Here is a 21323-nt window from a genome sequence, read left to right as displayed (position 1 = left end):
AAGGGTCAGAAGCACTCCGTATTGACAATTGTCCATACGGAGAGACTCTGACTCTAATGTGCCAATTCTTAAATTGCCTATGATTTTTAATAACGCTTATGTTTAACTACATTAAATGTGAGTGAGTATCTTCTCTTGTTGATTAGATTCCGCTTTCTCTTCTCTAATTTTCTCGCTCTTTCTCCATTCTTCTGCTTCTGCTAGTTTAGTAAATTCTACAACTTTATTATGTTTAGTCTTAACTACTTCACTTATTTCTGAAAGAGATACACTAAAAAATTCTTTTCTAAGGTTTACTAAATTTAATCTTTTATCTTCAAACTCTCGGTGTAAAGTGGCCTCAAGTGCTGGAGCATCGTTTGAAAATATCATGGCATGAATATCATAGGGGAAAGGAACTGAAGCATCACCAAGTTCTTTAACACGATCATTTGGTTCAAGCCTTCTGGTCATTCCAATTTTGTATACATCTTCGCCAAATGAACCAATGTTTGAAATGATATAAACGTATCCTGCTTTAGCATTTTGCTCTCTGTAATCAACTTGCTGTTGTTCTTGTTTTAATTCTTCTATACGTTCCGTTACTTCCTGAATTTTTGATTCTATCTCTAATTTTAATTCTTCGTTAGCATTTTCTAATTGTTTACTGTATTGTTCTAAGGCTTGTTTGTGATGTTGTTCATCTTTTTCCAATTTCTTTCGTTGTTTTTCAATCTCTTGCTGAACTTTCTTCTCTTCTCGAATTTGTTCTCTTAGTTGTCGCTGTTCTTCTTTTTCTTCTTCTTTCTTTTGGACATATTCATAGGCTAAATATAGCTCATCCAGCTTTAATGCTACATATGAATCTTTAATCTCAATACGATTATGCTTATTAGTTTTATTTAACTGTTCAGCAGATTTTTTGATCCGTTTTTCCATTGCATTAATATTATTAAATTTTACATTAGCAATGGCTGCATCACATTCATTATTGAATGAACGAATAGTAAGCTTAATATTATTATTATTCATTACCTTCCCTTTTTGCTTGCTTCCTTCCAACGTCCATTCATCAAAATGATTTGTAGCTTGTTTATTTTTTACCATTTCTTTTTGTCTGGCTCTTATATCAGAGAGCTTTTCTTTATATTGTTCTGAGTTTTCCAACTCGAATTTCGGGTCATAAAAACCAAATGATTGATATAATAATTCGTCCTCTAAGATAATTAATTCCTGCTGTTTTTGATCTTTATTATTCTCTAGTGTTGAAACTTGTTTTTCCAACATTTCTATTTGTTTTTGTTTTTTTGCCATATCTTTTTCAGCATTATCTTGTGCTTTCCTAATTTCTTTATCAATCTCTTCTTTTTTAAATTGAGTATCTATTATTTGATCAAATCCGTGCTCTTCCCAAGTTTGTTTAATTTTATTGTCTAATTTAATTCTTAGGATTAGTAAAATGATTCCGACAATGAATGGGATAATTAAAAGTGAAAAAACAAAACATAAAGAAATAAACCATGTTGATAAGTACCACTTAACTTGATTCATAAAAAAACTCCTTTCCTTTTTAATAAAATTGTTAGTATTTTAGATGCTAGACGATTCTCTTGTTATTGGATGATAAAATAATACTTTTAGTAGGATTCCTCTTTAATATATTGTAATGTAATTCAAGTTAAACTTCATAATCGTTAAGTAAGAAAAGAACTACCCTCCTATTTTTTGCTTGATTCCTATTTAAATAACCTTTTTGTATTTCGATGTTCTATTAAATTTTGTCTAAGATTTTACTAGATAAAACTTATCTAAATTTTACCATAATCATAAAAATTATTATATAGAAAAAGTGAGTAGGTTTGAGAAATAAAATCTTAAGGTATAAGCTAAATTACCTAATTCTAAGAATCCGATATTTTACTTGGTTTTGGGTTGATAATCAGTCTTGACAATAGACAAAAAGCAAGTGAGGTATAAAGACTTCTTACTTCAAGGCGGCCTAAGTGGGGAGCGGACATTAAAAATAGTGTGTTAAACTTTTCCGATATTAAGAGGATAAACTCTAGTGTTCCATAAATTAGGAGATAGAAGTTAGGTAACATTCATTATAAAACATATTCAATTTTTAAAAACGATCTTGGAATAATAGATTAATGCGATATGAATTATGTTGAAAGTGAGATACTTAATTACTTTATTGAAATTTTATAATATATGCCTTTGGAAAACCCTCGACTTGGTGAATGATAGATTGTATAAAAGAGAATAAATTCCTAAGATGGGTAGAAGTCATTCTTTTTAAATGATATATTAGTCTTAGGATATTAGTTATAACATGATTCGGAACTCAAAATACATAAATGAGAAGGCAGATAATAGAAGGAGAAAACTAAGATGAATATATTCGAGGGTTTCAAAATAGGAATTGAGTTATTGTGGTCTATACTAGCCGCGGATCCTTTACTTACATTAGGTATCATTTTATTCATTGCTTTTTTTGTGATTTATGAATTCATTATAAAAATTATAAAGGAATATAGACTCAAAAGGTCAGGTATTGAAGAGATTGACGAAATGTCAGGTAACAAATTCGAAGAATACTTGCTTATATTATTAAAAGATAGAGGATACAAAGTAAAATTAACTCCAAAAACCGGAGACTACGGCGCAGATCTTATTTTGGTTACTACTAATAAAAAAATTGTTATACAAGCAAAACGATATAAGAAAAACGTTGGAGTTCGAGCTGTACAAGAAATAGTTTCTGCTCAAAAGTATTATAAAGCAGATGAATGCTGGGTGATTACTAATAGTTTTTTTACAAATCAGGCAATTAAATTAGCTCATTCAAATTACGTTAGATTGATCGACCGTTTAGAATTAATGGATTGGATGATTAAGTATAACAAAAGTGCATAATGATTTTCATGAGGTAAATATTGATTAGAAAACTGAGCAAAGGAGATTAATCAATCATGACTACTTCTCAAAAAACAAAATACTTATCAACTACAGCGCTCTCAAAAGAGTTGAAAATGAATGTAAAGCAGGTCTTTAAAATCCTTCTTGATAATAATTTGGTTAAAAGAGTTGATGACAACTGGGGTTTGACTGAGAAAGGGGAAAACATCCGAAAATAGGAGAATACATACCATGGAATGAAAATATTAAAATAATAGCATATTTAAAACGACAAATAAAAAGGATGTATTTATAAATGCAAAAGCTTTAAGTAATCACTTTGGAATATCTAAATTTAAAATAAATCCTATTTTATAAGATATTGGATCTTTGGAGAAATCTATTAAGGGATGGACTATGAGAACACTAGGCAAAAGTATTGGCGGGAAACAATGTGAATACGAGAGAACAGGAATTCCGTATGTTAGTTGACCCAAATGTATTTTACAGAATAAGAAACTAGTAGAAACTATGAATGAAATAGCTAGAAAAGATACAGAATCAAAAGAAGAGGAAGAAACAAAGAGTTCTGTTGATTTCAGGTAAAAGTATGAAGCGAAACATTGAGCTGCAGATGGTCATTATGTACGATCTAGTGCTGAAATGTTAATTGATAATTGACTATACATGTCAGGAATTGTACATGCTTATGAGAGAAAATTACCAATTGAAGAGGATGTCTATCCGGATTTTTATTTACTAGTTGGTAGAGTATTGGGGATTAGAAGATAATCCGAAATATCAGGCAAGAAAAATTAAAAACTTATGAAAAGTATGATTTTAACCTGATTCAGATACAAGATACCGAGATTCAAAACTTAGATGATATTTTACCTAAAAAGTTAATGAAGTTTGGTATACAGGGTTATTAAATTTGTAAATTATATTTCTATCTTTGTGTGGAAGCGAAAGACTAATGGAAATAAAATTTGATAGGAACAAGTTGTATTTAAACGAAGAGTAAACTGAAATTAACAGGTTATAGGATTGAAGGAAGTATCTGGGAGTATTATTACAATACTTAGCGTTGAAGAATAGCGTATTTTTCATAATAGCATTTAATAATAAGAGAAATAAATTCCTAGTTGGAGCGACTTTCTTTAAATAAACTTTCTTTCGCATCTTGATCTTTAACCATCCTTTGAAAATTATACAACAAAACCATCTATACTGATAGCAGAATAGTAACCAATAAATGTGTTTTGAACTTTATTTAAAAGCATAAATAATTTCATTCAAAATATTTGCTTATAACTTGAAGTCGTCCACATATAAACATGAAATATTTTAGTAATACTAAAATTGTTACACAAATGTGTAAAATAAATTAAATTAAATATTATCTTTGATTAGGAGGGTCATTATAATGCTAAAATTAAAAAACGAATCATTAGAATGGGCATTAAAACATATAGAAAATTATGGAGATACAGACATATTCCCCATTCCTTTTGAGTATGAAGCAATCAGATATTTATGGGATAAAAATACTAGAGAATTACCAAATGGAACTACACTTAAAGAATATTTACGAAACAAAAATATCCTTAATTGGAGTGTAAGGGATCATCGAAGAAGTCTCACACCAAAACATAAATTTGGTTTTCGATTATCTACTCAACTAGATCCATTGGATACAATAGTTTATCTAGCATTAGTTTACGAAATTGGTGAAGACATTGAGTCAAAAAGAATTCCTGTAGAAAAAAATGTAAGTTTCTCCTTTAGATTTAATCCAGAAGAAAACGGTAAAATGTTTAGTTCTGATATTGGATATGGTAGCTTTATAAATTATTGTAGTTCGAAAGTTGATGAACTTATTGGTGATGAAAATATTAACTATGTAGTAGTCGCTGATATTGCTGATTTTTTTCCAAGGCTCTACTTACATCCACTTGAAAATGCATTAACCTCTTGTACAAATATGACTAATCATGTAATTGCAATTAAACGTCTATTAAATAATTGGAATTATAGTATTTCATATGGAATACCAGTTGGACAAGATTCTTCTCGGTTACTAGCTGAACTTACACTAAATGATATTGATGAAGGTTTGTTAAGTGAAGGAGTAGATTTCTGTAGATTTGTTGATGATTTTAGAATTTTTTGTTCTAGTAAAAAAGAAGCTTACCAACAGTTGGCTTTATTAGCAGAAATGTTATTTGAAAATCATGGATTGACTTTACAACAGCATAAAACAAAGATTATATCAGTCGAAGAATTTAGAAAGAATTATTTGAAATCTGAGGAGTCTATAGAAGTCGACAGACTGTCAGATGAGTTTGAAATACTACTCAATGAAATGGGTATAGATGATCCCTATGTTGATATTGATTATGACGTATTACCAGAAGATCTGCAGCAACAAATCGATAGTTTGAATTTAATGGCGATCCTTCAAGAACAAATTAATTCAGATAGTATTGATACCAAAATAGTTGGGTTTGTTTTAAGGAGAATGGGGCAATTAAAAAACCCAGAAGCATTAGAATTAGTACTTGATAATATTGACAAACTATATACCGTATTTAAACATATTTTTGAATATATAAATGAATTAGATTTGGATGCTTCACAGAAAGAAGAAATCGGAGAAAAATTACTTGATATATTGGATAATTCTATTGTAGGTCATTTGGAATTTCACAGAATGTGGCTTTTTAAAACATTTAGTAATGGAGAGGGTTGGAATATTAATAGGTTAGCTACTTATTATAATGAATATTTTGATGACTTTTCAAGAAGGAAAATAATTTTAGCTCTTGGAATAGCAAATCAAGACTCATGGTTTAAAACAAGAAAAAGAAGCATCATGCAATTAACAAATTGGCAAAGAAGAGCTTTTTTAGCGTCTGCTAAATGTCTTCCAGGTGATGAAGCGACTCATTGGTATCGTTCTATCTTATCTAGATTAGATGTATTAGAGATAGCTGTTGTGAAATGGGCAGGAAAATGAGTTTAAGATATTTGTTATTTCAGTGTAATTCTCTCTTTTGGATAATCAAATAAGAGTTGATGTATGTAAAATAGATGTAATAGGTTTAGTGTAAACAGATATTAACATAGATCTATAAGGAGAGACATTTATGTTGAAGACTGAAAAAGATATTATATTACCGATAACCACATATCTGAATTAGAATTTTCTTTCTATCTATAATAGAGGAATGTAGTCGTGAGAGTTTACATTCAAAATAAAACAGCATCAACAACAGAATAAAATTAACTAATTTTTAACTAAATAAGGGGTTATGTGGTACGATTAAGGAAAAAAATGTTATATGTATATGAGGTATAAAAAATGAAAATAAAAGTGAGTTTTTTTGATAAGAGTCTATGGAAAAGGTATTTCTCTATTTTATCTGTAGTAAGCGTTATACTATCGTTTGTTTTTATAGGAATCGATATCCCGGATGAGAATAAAATTACCGCAATTGTTATCCTTTTTCTAATTTTAATTATTATATATCTAATAATGTGGGCTCAAGCCAACCGTTCCAGTGATGTAACATTGAATATCAATAATTCTAGTGTACGTATTAAGGTTGGAGATATTTTTGAAGAGCAAGAAAATAAGGAAGGGGATGATGCGGATGAACCACCATTAAAAGTGATTTCTTTCAATGAGTATTTCGATACACTTGTAGATGATAGAATTATTTCAAAAAGAACACTCAATGGTAGATACATCAATGAACGTATAACGAATTTACAAGAATTCGATCACTCTCTTGAATTAGAACTTGCTGAAAAAGTAATGGAATCGAATGATAATAGAAAGAGAGGTAAAAAGAAAAAGTACAAACTTGGAACGATCTTTCAACACGGTCATTACCTACTTACAGCCTTTTCTAAGTTTGATGATAACAATAGAGCTTATTTACGTATGAACGATTATATTAACTTCTTGATTAACTTTTGGAATGAAATAGATATCGTGTACGGGGGACGTACAGTGGTAATACCTCTTTTGGGTTCGCGAATGACTAGATTTAAAGGATACGATATGGTATCAGAACAAGAATTACTAGAACTATTAATCTGGTCATTTAAAGTAAGCAGGATAAAGTTCAAATACCCTGCTCATGTGCGCATTGTTATACACAAATCTAGCAAGGATAAAATCAACTTTTATAAATTAAGGAGTGTGGAGGATGGCTTATAGAAGTGGTAATTATTCAGCGTTTTATGTAAGTGAACCTTTTCATCAAAGTAGTTTGGGGGCGTTCGCTACCAAGGATTTCGTATCTTACAATCTATTAAAAGCATGGAAAGCAGATGATAGCACATTCCCATTCATTGATTCTCACAATAAAAATTACAATGTGAGAGATGGAAGTGATTGGGAAAGTACACTGAAACCTCGACTGCATAATCGACTTAGTAATTCAAAGAATATTGTGTTCTTTTTAAGTTCTGTGACGAAGAATAGTAGAGCGTTACGGGAAGAAATGAACTACGGAATTGGGTCATTAGGACTCCCTGTTATCGTTGTTTATCCAGAATACAGTGAAAAGAATGAAATTGTAAACTGTACGTCAGGAACAATCAAACAAAAGATAAAAAATCTGTGGGATAAAGTGCCAGCTTTTCGTGATAATATGAATAGTGTTCCGACCATTCACGTACCGTATAAAAAGGAACTGATACAATCTGCCCTCAATGATAAAGGGTTTATGGTGAATTCGAAAAAAACATCGTCTGCGTATTTTTATACTTGCGATTGATTTACACTGAATACTATTTCTAACCTTGTAACCTGATATGTATTTCATTATATGTAATAGTCAACGAAAATTATTGATAACTAACCTCTGGTGCCTGTCACTAACCGCATTTTGTCAATTTTGGCATGCTTCGTGTAGTGACAGGCACTATTTATAGTTTTACATATAGATAATGAAGCGTTATATGATATACTATAACTTACAATTGACAGTATTACGCAGCAATGAACACATTCAGATACCAAATGAAAAAACTACATTAATTAGAAGGATTTTGAAACCGCATAAATTCAGGTATTATCAGCATATGTAGATACTTTCAAATTAGTTCTGCTGTTTTATCTAACGCGTTTCAAGAGAAGAAAATTCTTACCTGAATTTAAAGAAACACCGAGATTTAACAAGAGAACAGGTAGATTTGAGAGAAGCTTTATTTAGAAATATTAAATCAACGAGAACAACAATAGAAAAGCGAGGAAAATATTATGTCGAACTTAAACGCAAAACTATTTAGTGCCGCAGATAGCTTGCACAGTAAAATGGATGCATCTGAATACAAAGATTACTTACTAGGATTGATTTTCTATAAGTACTTACCCCGTCTACAGCATCACATATCTCGTGAAGAGAGGGGGGATCATTTGATTACTAAGTCTCCCTTTATTCTGAAATAACTAAATTCCTTTTAAATGCCCCTTTTGTTGCTTCAATTTAATCCAATCGATTATGTTCTCTCAATAAGCTAGGAAGCAGAATAACAAACCTAAATACAAACGTTTCTCACATGATGAGAGACGTTTTTTTATTTGGAAAAAACACGGTCATCAACCATTTGAATCTCTTTTGTGCTCCTTCCCTTCCATCCTTTCTAAAAAAATCACATTAAATCCGATTCTAATGACACCTTTTTATCCAGTCAATTGATTATAGAGACGAAAGGGTTCAAAACGTGACTCCGAGTAAAGGTTCGATTAGGAGGTGAACAAGCGGATCAATCCGTACCAATCAAATTCATAAGGAGGCAACAAACATGCAACAACTCGACGTAAACATAACCATTCCGATCCCATCTGACAAAGTGCTAATCACCAAGGTAGAACTGCAAGAATTAAAAGAAAACAGTTTAACAGGTGTCTATTGGAACATGAAGGATTTAGAAAAAAGAGTAGGCAAAAAGCAAGACTGGTTGAAAGAACATATTCTTTATCCACCACGTTTTAAAAAGATTCTCGACATTCAACACGGTGGATTCGTCTATTATCCGCAATCAAGAGGGCAAACATGGACTTTTCAAGCAAACAAGATGGCTGCATTTCTTGATAAGCATTTCATTGACATTTTCAAATAAAAATAAGGAGGAATTAACAATGGCTAGACCAACAAAAGAAGGTTTAGATTATTTTCCGTTAGATGTCGACATTGATCAGGACGAGAAGGTGGCACTGATTGAAGCGAAGCATGGCATTAAAGGTTTTGCGATCATTGTGAAATTGTTCATGAAAATCTACAAGAACAGTTATTACTATGAATGGGGTGAAAAGGAACAATTACTGTTTGCGAAGATTGTTGATGTCAACATTAATGTCATTAATGACGTGATTAATGACTGTGTTAAATGGGGGTTATTCTCTCGTGAAAAATTCAAAAAATACAACATTTTGACGTCTAAAGGTATCCAAGAACGCTTTCTGGAGGCAACTAATAGAAGAAAACAGATCCAGATGATTCAGGAATACTGTTTGATTGCAGAAAAAAAGCTAAATGATTGCAATTACTTAGTTATTGTCAACATCCACGGTGACAAACTCAAAGTTATTTCCAATCAAAAAACACAAAGTAAAGGAAAGGATAGTAGAGTACTTAGTAATAAAAAGGATCATAATCCGGCTAAGTTTTTTGACGAGCATATTGCGCGGATCTCGCCAATTGTGGTGGAAAAGATTCACGCCTGGGAGACTGACCTACCTGCCGAAGTGATCATACGAGCGATGCAAGAGTCTGTTGAACGGGAAAAACGAAGCTGGAAATATATCGAGAGTATCTTAAAAGATTGGCTCAATAAAGGAATTACTACGATAGAGGATGCGGAAAGACAGATCCAGTCGTTTAGAAAAGCAAATGTCGTTCAAGCTTTTCAACAATCCGATCGAAGGGTGGCTAATTTTTAATGCCGAAACTGAGCAAAAAAACGTTTATTGATCAAATGAATCAGTTGTTGATCTTTTTCCCGAATTGGAATGTCGATCTAGCTAGTAAAACCGTTGCGGAAAGATGGTACTATCAATTTGCCAATTGTAGTGACCGCGAATTTTTCAAAATGGTGCAAACATATATCCAGCTGGAAGCGTTCAATCCGACAGTAGCGGGCTTGCGTAAATATTTTGTCTCAGATGAAAGGAAGCGAGTAGAACAGGTAGAATGGGAAAAAACCTTTCGCAAGCAAGAGCAAGCAATAGAAAAGGAGAGACGAGCACATGTCTGAACTTCTCGAACGGCAGTTGTTAGGCTGTATGCTGAAAGATAACACGTTGATTGAGGAAACAAATCTTACGTCAGATATGCTGGCAGTTGAGGCCCATCAGGTTATTTTCACGGAAATGTGTAAAATCTATGCCACTGGTAAAGTTGTGGATCAGGTGACGATTATTGCGAACACGTATGCCAAGTTAGAGGCGCTTGGTGGTATTTCGTTTATCAATGGTTTAAAAACGGATGGAGATCCTGCCCATTTTGATAGTTATCAGCAAACCTTTTTCGAGGAATATCGGAAGGCGAGTGCGCAAAAAATCTTGCAAAGCTATTTAGCATCCTCTAACAAGGATATCAACCGGTTAATGATCAATCTGGAGAAAATAATCGATCAAGGAACACGAGAGGAGCCAAGTGTACAAGAGGTTTTAATGGAGCTGTATGAGGAGCCATATCTGGAACAGGCCAGTGAGAATATGATTCCAACCGGATTAAAGGATCTGGATCGCTTGATTCTAGGGTTTGAAAAACAAACAAGCACCATTATTGGTGGCAGGCCATCGATGGGAAAAACAGCTCTCATGCTAAAGCTTGCCAAGGGTGCTATTGCCCATGATTGTATTCCGATCATTTTTTCACTAGAGATGAGCAAGAAGAAATTGCTTAGGCGCTTGATTTCATCTGAGGCAACGATTAACGGGATGCTAACGAAGCGAGCTAAGCATCTAACAGATCACCAGAAGAAGTCATGGTCAGAAGCGATCGGCAGGATTGACAGCTTCAACCTGGAGATATTCGATCATTCGCTGAAAACGATCCAGGAGATGCGCTCTGACATTCGCAAAGTCAAAAAGAAATATCCAGGTAAAGAGTGCATTGTCTTTATTGACTATTTAACGAAAATCCAAACGAAACAACATTTTCAAAGTGAGCATCTGAGAGTGACAGAAATATCGAATCAATTAAAGGCAATGGCCAAAGACTATGATTTACCTGTTGTGACACTAGCTCAGCTTTCGAGAAATGTGGAGCAACGACAAAATAAACGCCCGAATATGGCGGATTTACGAGAGTCAGGAAGCATTGAACAGGACGCTGATCTGATCATGTTTGTTTATCGGGATGATTATTATAACGAGGAGTCGGAGAAAGCGAACATTTTAGAATTAATCATAGCTAAAAGTAGAGATGGAGCGATTGGAACGGTGGAGGTAGCTTATAACCGAGCGATTAATCTTATCAAAGATCTGGAGGCTCGTGATGATGAAGTTGGGTGAGTTATTGCAGGAAGCGATCGATATGAATGCATATGGCTTGCAGTCTCTTATTATGCTCGTTGTTTTTGAAAAGCAGGTGCTGACGTTGGAAGATGAGGAAAAGGAGTTAGACCTGTATTTTGAACCGCATAATGCCAAGCGGCTGAATCAGATTTTAATAGATTATCAGAAAAAGCTTGGGATTCAGCATGAACCGTTGTTTTATTGGGTTACAGCTGCAGCTGGCGATTATATCGTTAAGGCGGAGTCAAAAGAACAGGCAGAATTCTATATACATCAATCGATTGGGGGAGTGAAAAAGTCTAGCTATATGGAGGCGGAAACAGAATTGGTGCAGCTTGATCAAGAGCATCATATTCAGGCTCGGTATATGTTAGGGAAATTTGCGGAGAGAATGTCTACCCCTGCTATAGTATGCCAATTTTAAAAAGGTGAGCCCTTCTTTCGCTAGGGGTGGAATTCCTGTCGGAAAAAATTGCGCCATCTTTTTGAAAAAATTACTTTGACAGATAGAGTAATCTAAAGTAATATTACTCTATGAGATAGAATAGTTAGGAGGTACAAAATAGCTAATGATAAGAAGTGATATTATACGTGGCCATTTAGATTCGATCATTTTGAGCTTGGTTTTAGAAAAAGACAGGTATGGTTATGAAATATCCAAGGAAATAAGTACACGAACCAATGATCGATTTCAAATTAAAGAGGCTACATTATATGCTGTATTTCAACGATTAGAAAAGAAAGAGTTAATTGAATCCTACTTTGGAGATGTCTCTAAAGGAGGAAAAAGGAAATATTACAGAATTACCACATTAGGAAAAGCATATTTAAAAGAAATGGTTATAGAGTGGCAAGAAATTAAAGAGATAGTAGATTTATTTATGGAGGGATTAGAATGAAGAAAATAAAACATTTCGTAAATGAGTTATTTGAGGATATGCCTGATAGTGAACAAAAAAATGCTGTAATGGAGGAAGTAATACAAAATTTGGAGGAAAAAGTATGGGATTTAATGGAACAGGGTAAAGAAGAGGAAGATGCGATTAATAAAGCAATTGTCGATTTTGGGGATGTGGAAGATCTAAAGCAAGAATTAGGGGGCAAACAGCCAGTTAAGAGTAAGAGAAATATGACTAAAATAAACCTTGGTTATTCCGTTTGGGGAAGTGGTCTAATCATTGCATTGTTTGTATTTATTAATTTTTATTATACGCCTAATGATATATGGTTCGTCTATCCAACATTTGCGATTTTATGGTGGCCATTAACCATGTATTTCCGCTGGTTACGTACAAAGGAAACAGCAAAATGAAAAAGTATCATGTTGATTTTGCTGTTGTAGGAAGTTTACTGACGATTGTTTTTTTACTTGTGGTTAATCTAATAACAAGTTCTGACCATTTATGGTTTATCTATCCTGCTCTGATTCTTTTGTTTTGGCCTATTCGATTATACTGTCTAAAAAAGGGAAAACAGCAATATTTCTCAATATTTAGTAGTTTACTTATTATTGTTTATCTCGGTATCGTAAATTATATCAATACGCCAGCGTATCCATGGTTTCTTTATGCGGTTTATCCAATAATATGGTGGCCAATTCTTGTGTTACTAGGGAAGCGTGCCAAATCCACCATAGTTGCTTTAATTGGTAGTATATCTATTATTCTCTACTATCTTTGTTTAAATATTCTACTAGCTCCTGGTCATCCATGGTTTATCTATCCTGCATTTGTTGTACTATGGTGGCCGCTTTCTATCTATCATGCTCGTAAAAAGAGTTATTATGCTTTTTCTATCAATGGAACCATCTTAATCAGTGCTTTTTTTATCACGGTTAATCTAATTACATCACCACAAGAGATTTGGGCGATTTACCCGATTTTCGGTGTGTTATGGTGGCCATTAAGTGTCTATTACTTTGTTTACAAAAGAAAATCAGAAGCCTAGCGAAAGATTTATCACGGTGCATGAGTCCGTAAAACCCCACTACAAGTTTCGCGTGAAAACGAGGAAGCAAAGTGGGGGATAAATGGACGCTAACGCCCTGATAAGTTTCGCTAACCATCAGTGGGAGTAAAAAACTCCCACTGATTGAAGTCTCACTTTATATCGGTAATCCCCACTTTTCTAGATTCAGGCATAAACAATTTAAGGATGTAGGGACACTTTAGCTAGATTGATCAATTTTTACATTAAAAGAAACTTTTACTTAAAAACATTCGTCTATATAGTATAGGTATTTCATCGACTAAATTTAACAATTTTTTATCATTGGTTAATATCGTGTTAAAAATAATCCATTACACTGATGAAGGAAAGTTATGTGTAAAAACTGGAGGATTACAGATGAAAATTTTAATTACAACGGAATGGTATTCTCCTGTCATTAATGGGGTAGTGACGTCTATTGTTAATCTGAAAAAAAGCTTAGAGCAGTCTGGCCATGAAGTTCGAATTCTCACATTATCCAATCAAACAAAATCGTATATTAATAACGATGTCATGTATATTAGTTCATTAGGTATTGGTAAAATTTATCCAGGTGCAAGAGTGACATTATTTAAAAATTGTAAGTATCTGAAACAAATAGCAGAGTGGAAACCAGATATTATCCACTCGCAATGTGAGTTTAGCACGTTTCGTTTAGCAAAACATTTAGCAAAAAGACTTCGTATTCCGATTGTTCACACCTATCACACGGTGTACGAGGATTATACACATTACTTTTCCCCTAACCAGAAGTGGGGAAAAAGAATGGTAGCTATTTTTTCTAGGAAAGTACTCAATCATGCTACATATGTGATTGCACCGACTGAAAAGGTAAGTAAGTTACTGCAAGGATATGGAGTAAAGCAACCAATTAAAATCATTCCAACAGGCATTGACTTATCTAGCTTTCAACAAGAAAATTCTGTACAAATGAATAACCAGATGCGTCGTTCATTACATATAGCAGAAAAGGACCACCTGCTTATATTTGTTGGGCGTTTAGCAAAAGAAAAAAACGTGGAAGAAGTGTTAGGTTACTTTTCACGGATTAAACATAATAATATTTCCTTGCTTATTGTTGGTGATGGCCCACATCGAGACTATTTAGAAAGTTACGCAAAAAATCTAAACATAGAAGATAAAGTGACTTTTACTGGAATGGTCGCACCAGGTGATTTGCCCTCTTATTATCAATTAGCCGATATTTTTGTTAGTTCATCTAATAGTGAAACACAAGGGTTAACCTATATCGAAGCATTAGCAAGTGGACTACCTGCATTATGTCGAAAGGACCCATGCTTAGAAAGTGTTGTAGAGGACGGAGTAAATGGGTGGCTGTTTGAATCCCTTGAGGAGTTTGAACGTTACTTAGATAACATGCTTTTCGATAAAAATAACTATCATAACTTATCAACGAATGCGATACAAAAAGCTCATGATAACTATTCTTCTAGTGCGTTTGCCAAAAATATAGAAAGTGTCTATTACGATGCAATATCTTTATATCAACAAAAAGAAGACATTGTGTATGTAAATCAAAGTGGAATACTGTAATGAATACAATGAGTACGGATAAGCAAAAACTCTTAAAAAGAATATGGAATATCTGTTCTGTGATTAGTTTGATTGTATGTATTCTTTTTCTTATTTATGGGATTAAAAGTAAGCTGTTTTATTCACAAGAAGTATTAGAGGATTTTCTTAGCCAATTTGGTATTTGGGCACCTTTATTTTTCGTTCTATTACAATTTGTTCAAGTGATTATCCCGATTGTTCCAGGGGGAATTAGCTGTCTGGCTGGTATATTAGTTTTTGGACCGGTAATGGGATTGATTTATAATTATATCGGCATTTGTTTAGGCTCTATCGCTGTGTTTCTCATTGCGAAGAAATATGGTGATGCGGTAATGTATTTTTTATTCAAACCAAAATTACGAGAGAAATATCGTCATTGGGTAAATGATCGCAAGTTTGTTATCTTCTTTACGTTCATGATATTTTCTCCGATTGCGCCAGATGATTTTTTGTGTTATTTGGCTGGTACAACGAAGATGACTTTAACAAAATTCACCACGATTATTTTAATCGGAAAACCGCTACCTATCATTATTTATAGTTTCGGATTAGAGTTTGTTTTTCGTTATGTGGTTGCTATTTTTACTTAAGTTAGCGTGTTTGACATCATAGGGGGAAAAGATTGTGAAGGTATTACTTTACACAGGTTCATTAAATCTTATAAATAAAAGTGGGATTGGACAAGCGATTCGTCATCAACAAAAAGCGTTAGAATATTTAGATGTGGCACATACGACGAATCATAAAGAAGAGTTTGATATCGTTCATTTAAATACTATTTTTCCGAATTCGCTTGTGATGAGTTGGCAGGCAAGAAGAAAGGGAAAGAAAATTGTTTATTATGCGCATTCAACGATGGAAGATTTCCGTAACTCTTTTATCGGTTCGAATCTAATTGCACCATTATTTAAAAAATGGATTTCCTTTTGCTATAACAAGGGAGATATTATTATTACACCAACAGAATATTCTAAATCTATTTTAGATACATATGGTCTAGGGCGTCCTATTTACAGCTTATCTAATGGTATTGATACAACTTTTTTCCAAAAGAATCAGGAATCTCGAGACAGGTTCCGAAAAAAATATCAATTAGCGGATGACGAAAAAGTGATCATTTCTGTTGGCCATTTTATGGAACGAAAAGGAATTGATGATTTTATTGAGCTAGCAAAGCAATTACCGTCCTATCAATTTTATTGGTTTGGTCATACAAGTATGAATCTTGTTCCTGCCAAGATTAAGCGAGCGATGAAGCAAGATATCCCTAACCTCCATTTTCCTGGCTTTATTGACCGTGAGGAGCTTCGGGATGCTTATTGTGGTAGTGACTTGTTTCTTTTTCTCACGCATGAAGAAACAGAGGGGATTGTTTTACTGGAAGCTTTGGCAGCAAAAATACCGATATTAGTTCGCGACATACCGATATATGAGCAGTGGTTGGAGAAAGGTGTTCATGTCTACAAAGCGAAGCAATTCGATTCGTTCAAAGAGCAACTTGTCAACATAGTGGAACAGCAAGTGCCTGATTTAACGGAAGAAGGGTACAAGTTAGCCTTAGAGAAGGACATTACAAATATTAGTAGAAAATTAATCGAACTATATCAGCTATAATAGGGAAGAAAACTGGAGTGTCATGGTGATTCACCGATCATGACACTCTATTTTTTTGTATAATAATAAGATGCTCTGCAAGTGCTCGAGATATTTTTATTTTTCCGTGTAGGGAATTGCGTTATAATAACCATATTAGAAGCGGTAGTCTTTAGCTTCTTTTTTTATTTATTGCGGTGAAGGACTCCGTTTTCATAAGTGATGGATAAACGGAGGCTCATTTGCTGAGTGAAAATTTTCGATATGAGGGGGGAGAATATGAGAGAACAGTGGTCATCGAAAATAGGATTCATCATGGCTTCGGCTGGTGCAGCTATTGGACTTGGTGCTATTTGGAAGTTCCCGTATGTAGCAGGGATGAATGGAGGGGCAGCATTCTTTCTACTATTCATCGTTTTTACGTTAGTAATTGGTCTTTCCATGCTAATCTCTGAATTTATTATTGGTCGTGGAGCGAAAAAAGAAGCCATTACGGCATACAAAACATTGGCACCAGGTAGTCCGTGGAAATTAGTTGGGCAGATAGGTGTTGTCGGTTGTTTTCTTTTATTATCATTTTATAGTGTCGTTGGTGGATGGGTATTAATCTACAGCGTGATGGCTGTTACTGGTCAAGTTATTAAGGATGGTGCGAATTATCCGGATTTATTTGATTATGTGACAGGTTCGCCATTGGTTACTTTGTTAGGATTAGCTATATTCTTATTGATTACGATTCTTGTTATTTCACTTGGGATTAAAAACGGAATCGAAAAAGCTAATAAATATATGATGCCATTATTATTTATCTTCTTTTTAATTTTAGTGGTTCGTTCACTAACGCTAGATGGAGCGATGGAGGGTATTTCCTTTATTCTAAAACCTGATTTCTCAGAGTTAACAGGGGAAGGGGTGCTCTATGCGTTAGGACAATCCTTCTTTGCGCTAGCAGTAGGTTTTTCGTGTATGGTAACGTATAGCTCCTATTTAGGCAAAGAAGTGAGTATTCCGGGTTCTGCTTCATCTGTTGTAATCATGAATATTTTTGTTTCGTTATTAGCAGGATTAGCAATCTTTCCGGCAGTGTTTGCTTTTGGATTGGAGCCAACAGAAGGGCCTGGCTTGTTATTTGTTGTATTGCCAACTGTATTTGCACAAATTCCGCTCGGGTCGATTTTCTTTAGTTTGTTTTTACTGTTATTCTTATTTGCCACATTGACATCGGCTTTCAGCTTGTTAGAAATTATCGTGTCGGCATTTACCGAAAGTGGAAAACGTTCTAGAGTGAAGGTGACTTGGATAGCTGGGCTTGTGATGTTTATCGCAGGTGTACCATCAGCACTGTCAATGAGTGCATTAAGTGATTTTAAGATTTTTGATAAAACAGTATTCAATGCAACAGATTATTTAGTGAGTAACATTTTACTACCTTTAGGCAGTTTGTTAATTGCTATATTCATTATTCATCGTATGGATAAAGCTATCGTGCGCGAACAATTTACGATGTCTAATCAGCTTTCACCTATTTGGTATAAGAGCTGGAGATTCGTCATGATGTGGATAGTGCCGATTACGATTGTTGTTGTGTATATCAATTTATTAGGGATAATAGGTTGAATAAAGGGAGGTTGGACATTCGTCTGAACCTCCCTTTTATATGTGGTGCGAGCTTGAATAGTAGGCTTGCCATACAATTTGCATTATAATAAGAAGTAACGTGAACTAATTTATCATGGCTAGTTGGTTCGTGCAGTGATAATGAATTTCCTTTTTACAGTAAAGAAAGATAGTGTGAAAAAGGTAAGAGTGAACAAATGATGTGAAGAAACTTGACGTAAAGTGATAGTTTCGTATAACATAACAAAGAGGAATTAGACTATGATATTTACAATGTTTGTTGAAGAGGAGCTCGTGCCCTGTATGTGCAGCGTATAGGAGCTTTGTTCAAACAAACAAGAGAAAAGAGGTCGGAGAATTGAAGTATGAATTGTTTCCTTTAGGAGAGGATGCGGTTCTAATTGAACTCTCACAACAGATTGATATAGAGACACACGAGAAAGTTCAATTAGTCACAAACTATCTTGACGGGCATCCACCTGAATGGATGATTGAGTATATTCCCGCATTTACAACTGTAACGATTTATTATGATCCATTTAAAATAGCAACAACTATTCCCTTTGATCAAATGCCGTACACCTATGTATGTCAGCAGATTGATAGTCTTTTTGCTCATTTTACGGATCGGCTGAAAGAGCAGCGGAGAATTGTTGAAATTCCGGTTTGCTATGGTGGTGAATTAGGTCCTGATTTGGAGATGGTAGCGAAGGTAAATCAATTAACACCAGAAGAAGTGATCGACATTCACACATCAGGCCAATATATCGTTTATATGATTGGCTTTGCACCAGGATTCCCGTATATTGGCGGGATGTCGGAGAAGATTGCTACACCGAGAAAAGAGTCTCCGAGATTAGCCATTCCGGAAAGGTCTGTAGGAATCGCTGGTATGCAAACAGGTATTTATCCGATTGAAACTCCTGGTGGCTGGCAATTAATCGGCCGCACACCAAAACAACTATTTACACCTGAAACAAACCCACCTAGTTTGCTGAAGGCTGGCGATCAAATTAAATTTACCTCTATTAGTCTTGAAGAGTACCAAGAATTGGAGAAGAGATTTGTATGATGACGATAAAGAAAGCTGGATTACTTACAACAATACAAGATTTAGGTAGGAGAGGGTTCCAAAAATATGGTGTGATAGCTAGTGGAGTAATGGATACCTTTTCGCATCGGGTTGCCAACATATTAGTTGGTAATAAAGAAGAGATGCCAACACTGGAAATGACGTTAATTGGTCCAACGATTCAATTTGATAAGGATGTACTCATTGCTATTTGTGGTGGTGATTTATCCGCAACGATTGAAGGCGAGAAAGTGGCGTTATGGCGACCTGTTTTCGTTAAGGCTCACACAGAATTAAAGTTTGGTAATAGTAAGGAAGATTGTCGTGCTTATTTAGCTGTAGCAGGTGGTTTTGAGATACCTACTGTGATGAATAGTAGATCAACGTATATTCGAGCAAGTATTGGCGGGTTTAAAGGTAGAGCATTACAAGTGGATGATGAGCTTACTTTTGGAGAAATCAGTGATATGTCTCAACAAATTATCACACAATTGCAAGCATTATCAGATGATAGAGTGATCGAAGAAAAATGGATGGTTGATCCTGATAGAGTACTAGAAAGAGAAGTAGGACAGCCAATTAGATTTACAAAAGGTAGAGAGTTTCATTTATTCACAGAAGCAAGTAAGCGAACATTTTTGCGGGAAGAATATCTTATTTCTACTCAATCTGATCGAATGGGCTATCGATTGGAGGGAGAAAAGCTTTCTTTAGCAGAGGAAGCGGAAATGATTTCGGAAGCGGTGAATTTTGGAACTATTCAAGTGCCTGCAGATGGTAATCCGATTATTTTATTAGCTGACAGGCAAACAACAGGTGGCTATCCAAAAATTGGCCAAGTAATCAGCGTGGATTTACCTGTTTTAGCACAAGCTAAGCCGGGTGATAGAATCCGTTTTGTAGAAATTTCACTTGCAGAAGCACAAAGACTGTATATAAAAGTAGAGCGAAAAATTGCTGAATTAAAGTGTGGTATGAAATTGAAATATTGCTACATGGGGGGATAATGATGAATATAGTAGATATCAATTGTGATATGGGAGAAAGCTTTGGGGCTTACCGAATGGGAAGAGATGAAGAGATTTTAGATTATGTAACGAGTGCCAATATTGCTTGTGGTTTTCATGCTGGCGATCCAACTACTATGCGTAAAACGGTTCGTCTGGCAATTGAAAAAAATGTGGCGATTGGTGCACATCCAGGCTTACAAGACTTAGTTGGTTTTGGACGAAGAGAAGTAAGTATATCACCTGAAGAAGCGCATGACTTAGTTGTCTACCAAATTGGTGCGCTATCCGGTTTCGTTAAAGCAGAAGGTGGAAAAATTCAACATGTGAAGCCGCATGGCGCTTTATATAATATGGCTGCCAAGAATGCGGAGCTAGCAGAAGCAATTGCTAAAGCTGTTTATCAAGTAGACCCAGAATTAATTTTGTTCGGCCTTGCTGGCAGTGAGTTAATTAAAGCAGGGAAGAAAATAGGGTTGAAGACAGCTAGTGAAGTGTTCGCTGATCGTACGTACCAACAAGATGGTTCATTAACCTCACGCCGAGAAGCAAATGCTTTGATTGAAGATCATCAAGTCGCAGTCGATCAAGTCGTTCGCATGGTGAAAGAAGGAAAAGTCCAATCTGTTCAAGGCGAAGATGTATCGATTCAAGCCGATACCATTTGTATCCATGGTGATGGTGAGCACGCATTAGAATTTGCTCAATATATTCAAACAGCCTTTGCCGAAGCAAGTATTAATATGAAAAAAGTTAGTGAGTCTTAATTAGCGGTTTTGTTTGATATTGGAAATAATGGCTTCTCTAGGAAGACAAAAAAATGAAAAAAGAGAAAGAAAAGTCGCTGATAGAGCTTCTCGACGACGAAAAAATGAAAAACGAGCAAGAAAAGTCGCTGATAGGATTAAGTCTATATAATTGTGTAAAAAGAAAGGGCATCATAGTTCCTCATGTTACAATGTTTTCAACCACGAAAATAATAAACAGGAGGAATATATGATGACCCAAATCAATTTTACACTAGATTTCGAAAAACTAAAAGAGGAATTGA

Annotated in this window: 21 protein-coding genes and 1 pseudogene; 21 read left to right on the top strand and 1 reads right to left on the bottom strand. The window is 34.5% G+C overall.

The window, feature by feature from the left end; all coding sequences use genetic code 11:
* Positions 1–111: 111 nt before the first annotated feature.
* On the bottom strand, positions 112–1530 hold the full coding sequence (locus SH601_RS16690) for an SNIPE associated domain-containing protein (protein ID WP_319959475.1): 1419 nt from the start codon (positions 1528–1530) through the stop codon (positions 112–114).
* An 843-nt stretch (positions 1531–2373) separates the two neighbouring features.
* On the opposite strand from SH601_RS16690, the gene SH601_RS16685 reads away from it, so the two are divergent.
* The 21 genes and pseudogenes from SH601_RS16685 (at position 2374) to pxpA (ending at position 21039) form a co-directional block, all read left to right on the top strand.
* Positions 2374–2898, top strand: a complete 525-nt coding sequence (locus SH601_RS16685; protein ID WP_319959474.1) for a restriction endonuclease — start codon at positions 2374–2376, stop codon at positions 2896–2898.
* A gap of 56 nt (positions 2899–2954) precedes the next feature.
* Entirely contained in the window at positions 2955–3119 is a 165-nt protein-coding gene (locus tag SH601_RS16680; protein ID WP_319959473.1) for a hypothetical protein, read from the top strand.
* 1187 nt (positions 3120–4306) lie between these two features.
* A complete protein-coding gene (locus SH601_RS16675; RefSeq protein ID WP_319959472.1) occupies positions 4307–5899 on the top strand; it encodes an RNA-directed DNA polymerase in 1593 nt (530 codons plus the stop codon).
* A 345-nt stretch (positions 5900–6244) separates the two neighbouring features.
* Positions 6245–7108 carry a macro domain-containing protein gene (locus tag SH601_RS16670; protein ID WP_319959471.1) on the top strand — a complete coding sequence of 288 codons (864 nt, stop codon included), beginning with the start codon at positions 6245–6247 and terminating at the stop codon, positions 7106–7108.
* Positions 7098–7670 (top strand): TIR domain-containing protein, encoded by a 573-nt coding sequence (locus SH601_RS16665; protein WP_319959470.1) that lies wholly within the window; start codon positions 7098–7100, stop codon positions 7668–7670. The genes SH601_RS16670 and SH601_RS16665 overlap by 11 nt, the downstream gene beginning before the upstream one ends.
* A gap of 485 nt (positions 7671–8155) precedes the next feature.
* Positions 8156–8266 (top strand): annotated as a pseudogene (locus SH601_RS16660) (type I restriction-modification system subunit M N-terminal domain-containing protein); the annotation flags it as partial.
* Between the two features lie 434 nt (positions 8267–8700).
* Positions 8701–9018, top strand: coding sequence for a DUF771 domain-containing protein (locus SH601_RS16655; protein WP_319959469.1), 318 nt, complete (start codon positions 8701–8703; stop codon positions 9016–9018).
* 19 nt (positions 9019–9037) lie between these two features.
* Positions 9038–9838 carry a Lin1244/Lin1753 domain-containing protein gene (locus SH601_RS16650; RefSeq protein WP_319959468.1) on the top strand — a complete coding sequence of 267 codons (801 nt, stop codon included), beginning with the start codon at positions 9038–9040 and terminating at the stop codon, positions 9836–9838.
* Positions 9838–10152, top strand: coding sequence for a hypothetical protein (locus SH601_RS16645; RefSeq protein ID WP_319959467.1), 315 nt, complete (start codon positions 9838–9840; stop codon positions 10150–10152). Before SH601_RS16650 ends, SH601_RS16645 begins: the two co-directional genes overlap by 1 nt.
* Positions 10145–11416 (top strand): replicative DNA helicase, encoded by a 1272-nt coding sequence (locus SH601_RS16640; protein WP_319959466.1) that lies wholly within the window; start codon positions 10145–10147, stop codon positions 11414–11416. Before SH601_RS16645 ends, SH601_RS16640 begins: the two co-directional genes overlap by 8 nt.
* Positions 11403–11843, top strand: a complete 441-nt coding sequence (locus SH601_RS16635) for a hypothetical protein (RefSeq protein ID WP_319959465.1) — start codon at positions 11403–11405, stop codon at positions 11841–11843. The genes SH601_RS16640 and SH601_RS16635 overlap by 14 nt, the downstream gene beginning before the upstream one ends.
* Positions 11844–11988: 145 nt before the next feature.
* Complete coding sequence (locus SH601_RS16630; RefSeq protein WP_319959464.1) at positions 11989–12318, top strand: PadR family transcriptional regulator; 330 nt, start codon at positions 11989–11991, stop codon at positions 12316–12318.
* Positions 12315–12731: a permease prefix domain 1-containing protein gene (locus SH601_RS16625; RefSeq protein ID WP_319959463.1), complete on the top strand. Its 417-nt coding sequence runs from the start codon at positions 12315–12317 to the stop codon at positions 12729–12731. Before SH601_RS16630 ends, SH601_RS16625 begins: the two co-directional genes overlap by 4 nt.
* Positions 12728–13366, top strand: a complete 639-nt coding sequence (locus SH601_RS16620) for a hypothetical protein (RefSeq protein WP_319959462.1) — start codon at positions 12728–12730, stop codon at positions 13364–13366. Before SH601_RS16625 ends, SH601_RS16620 begins: the two co-directional genes overlap by 4 nt.
* Before the next feature lie 399 nt (positions 13367–13765).
* On the top strand, positions 13766–14962 hold the full coding sequence (locus SH601_RS16615; protein ID WP_319959461.1) for a glycosyltransferase family 4 protein: 1197 nt from the start codon (positions 13766–13768) through the stop codon (positions 14960–14962).
* Positions 14962–15573 carry a TVP38/TMEM64 family protein gene (locus SH601_RS16610; protein WP_319959460.1) on the top strand — a complete coding sequence of 204 codons (612 nt, stop codon included), beginning with the start codon at positions 14962–14964 and terminating at the stop codon, positions 15571–15573. Before SH601_RS16615 ends, SH601_RS16610 begins: the two co-directional genes overlap by 1 nt.
* A 34-nt stretch (positions 15574–15607) precedes the next feature.
* Entirely contained in the window at positions 15608–16597 is a 990-nt protein-coding gene (locus tag SH601_RS16605; protein WP_319959459.1) for an LTA glycolipid anchor biosynthesis glycosyltransferase, IagA/BgsA family, read from the top strand.
* A 258-nt stretch (positions 16598–16855) separates the two neighbouring features.
* Positions 16856–18193 carry a sodium-dependent transporter gene (locus SH601_RS16600; protein WP_319959458.1) on the top strand — a complete coding sequence of 446 codons (1338 nt, stop codon included), beginning with the start codon at positions 16856–16858 and terminating at the stop codon, positions 18191–18193.
* Between the two features lie 358 nt (positions 18194–18551).
* On the top strand, positions 18552–19265 hold the full coding sequence (gene pxpB / locus SH601_RS16595) for a 5-oxoprolinase subunit PxpB (RefSeq protein ID WP_319959457.1): 714 nt from the start codon (positions 18552–18554) through the stop codon (positions 19263–19265).
* Positions 19262–20272: a 5-oxoprolinase subunit C family protein gene (locus SH601_RS16590; protein WP_319959456.1), complete on the top strand. Its 1011-nt coding sequence runs from the start codon at positions 19262–19264 to the stop codon at positions 20270–20272. The genes pxpB and SH601_RS16590 overlap by 4 nt, the downstream gene beginning before the upstream one ends.
* A 2-nt stretch (positions 20273–20274) precedes the next feature.
* Positions 20275–21039 carry a 5-oxoprolinase subunit PxpA gene (gene pxpA, locus SH601_RS16585; protein ID WP_319959455.1) on the top strand — a complete coding sequence of 255 codons (765 nt, stop codon included), beginning with the start codon at positions 20275–20277 and terminating at the stop codon, positions 21037–21039.
* Positions 21040–21323 lie beyond the last annotated feature (284 nt).

Source organism: Gracilibacillus pellucidus, from assembly GCF_033949965.1.
Classification (GTDB): Bacteria; Bacillota; Bacilli; order Bacillales; family Amphibacillaceae; genus Gracilibacillus; species Gracilibacillus pellucidus.
The sequence above is the reverse complement of the archived record's forward strand: the minus strand, read 5'-3'. Positions and strand labels throughout refer to the sequence as shown.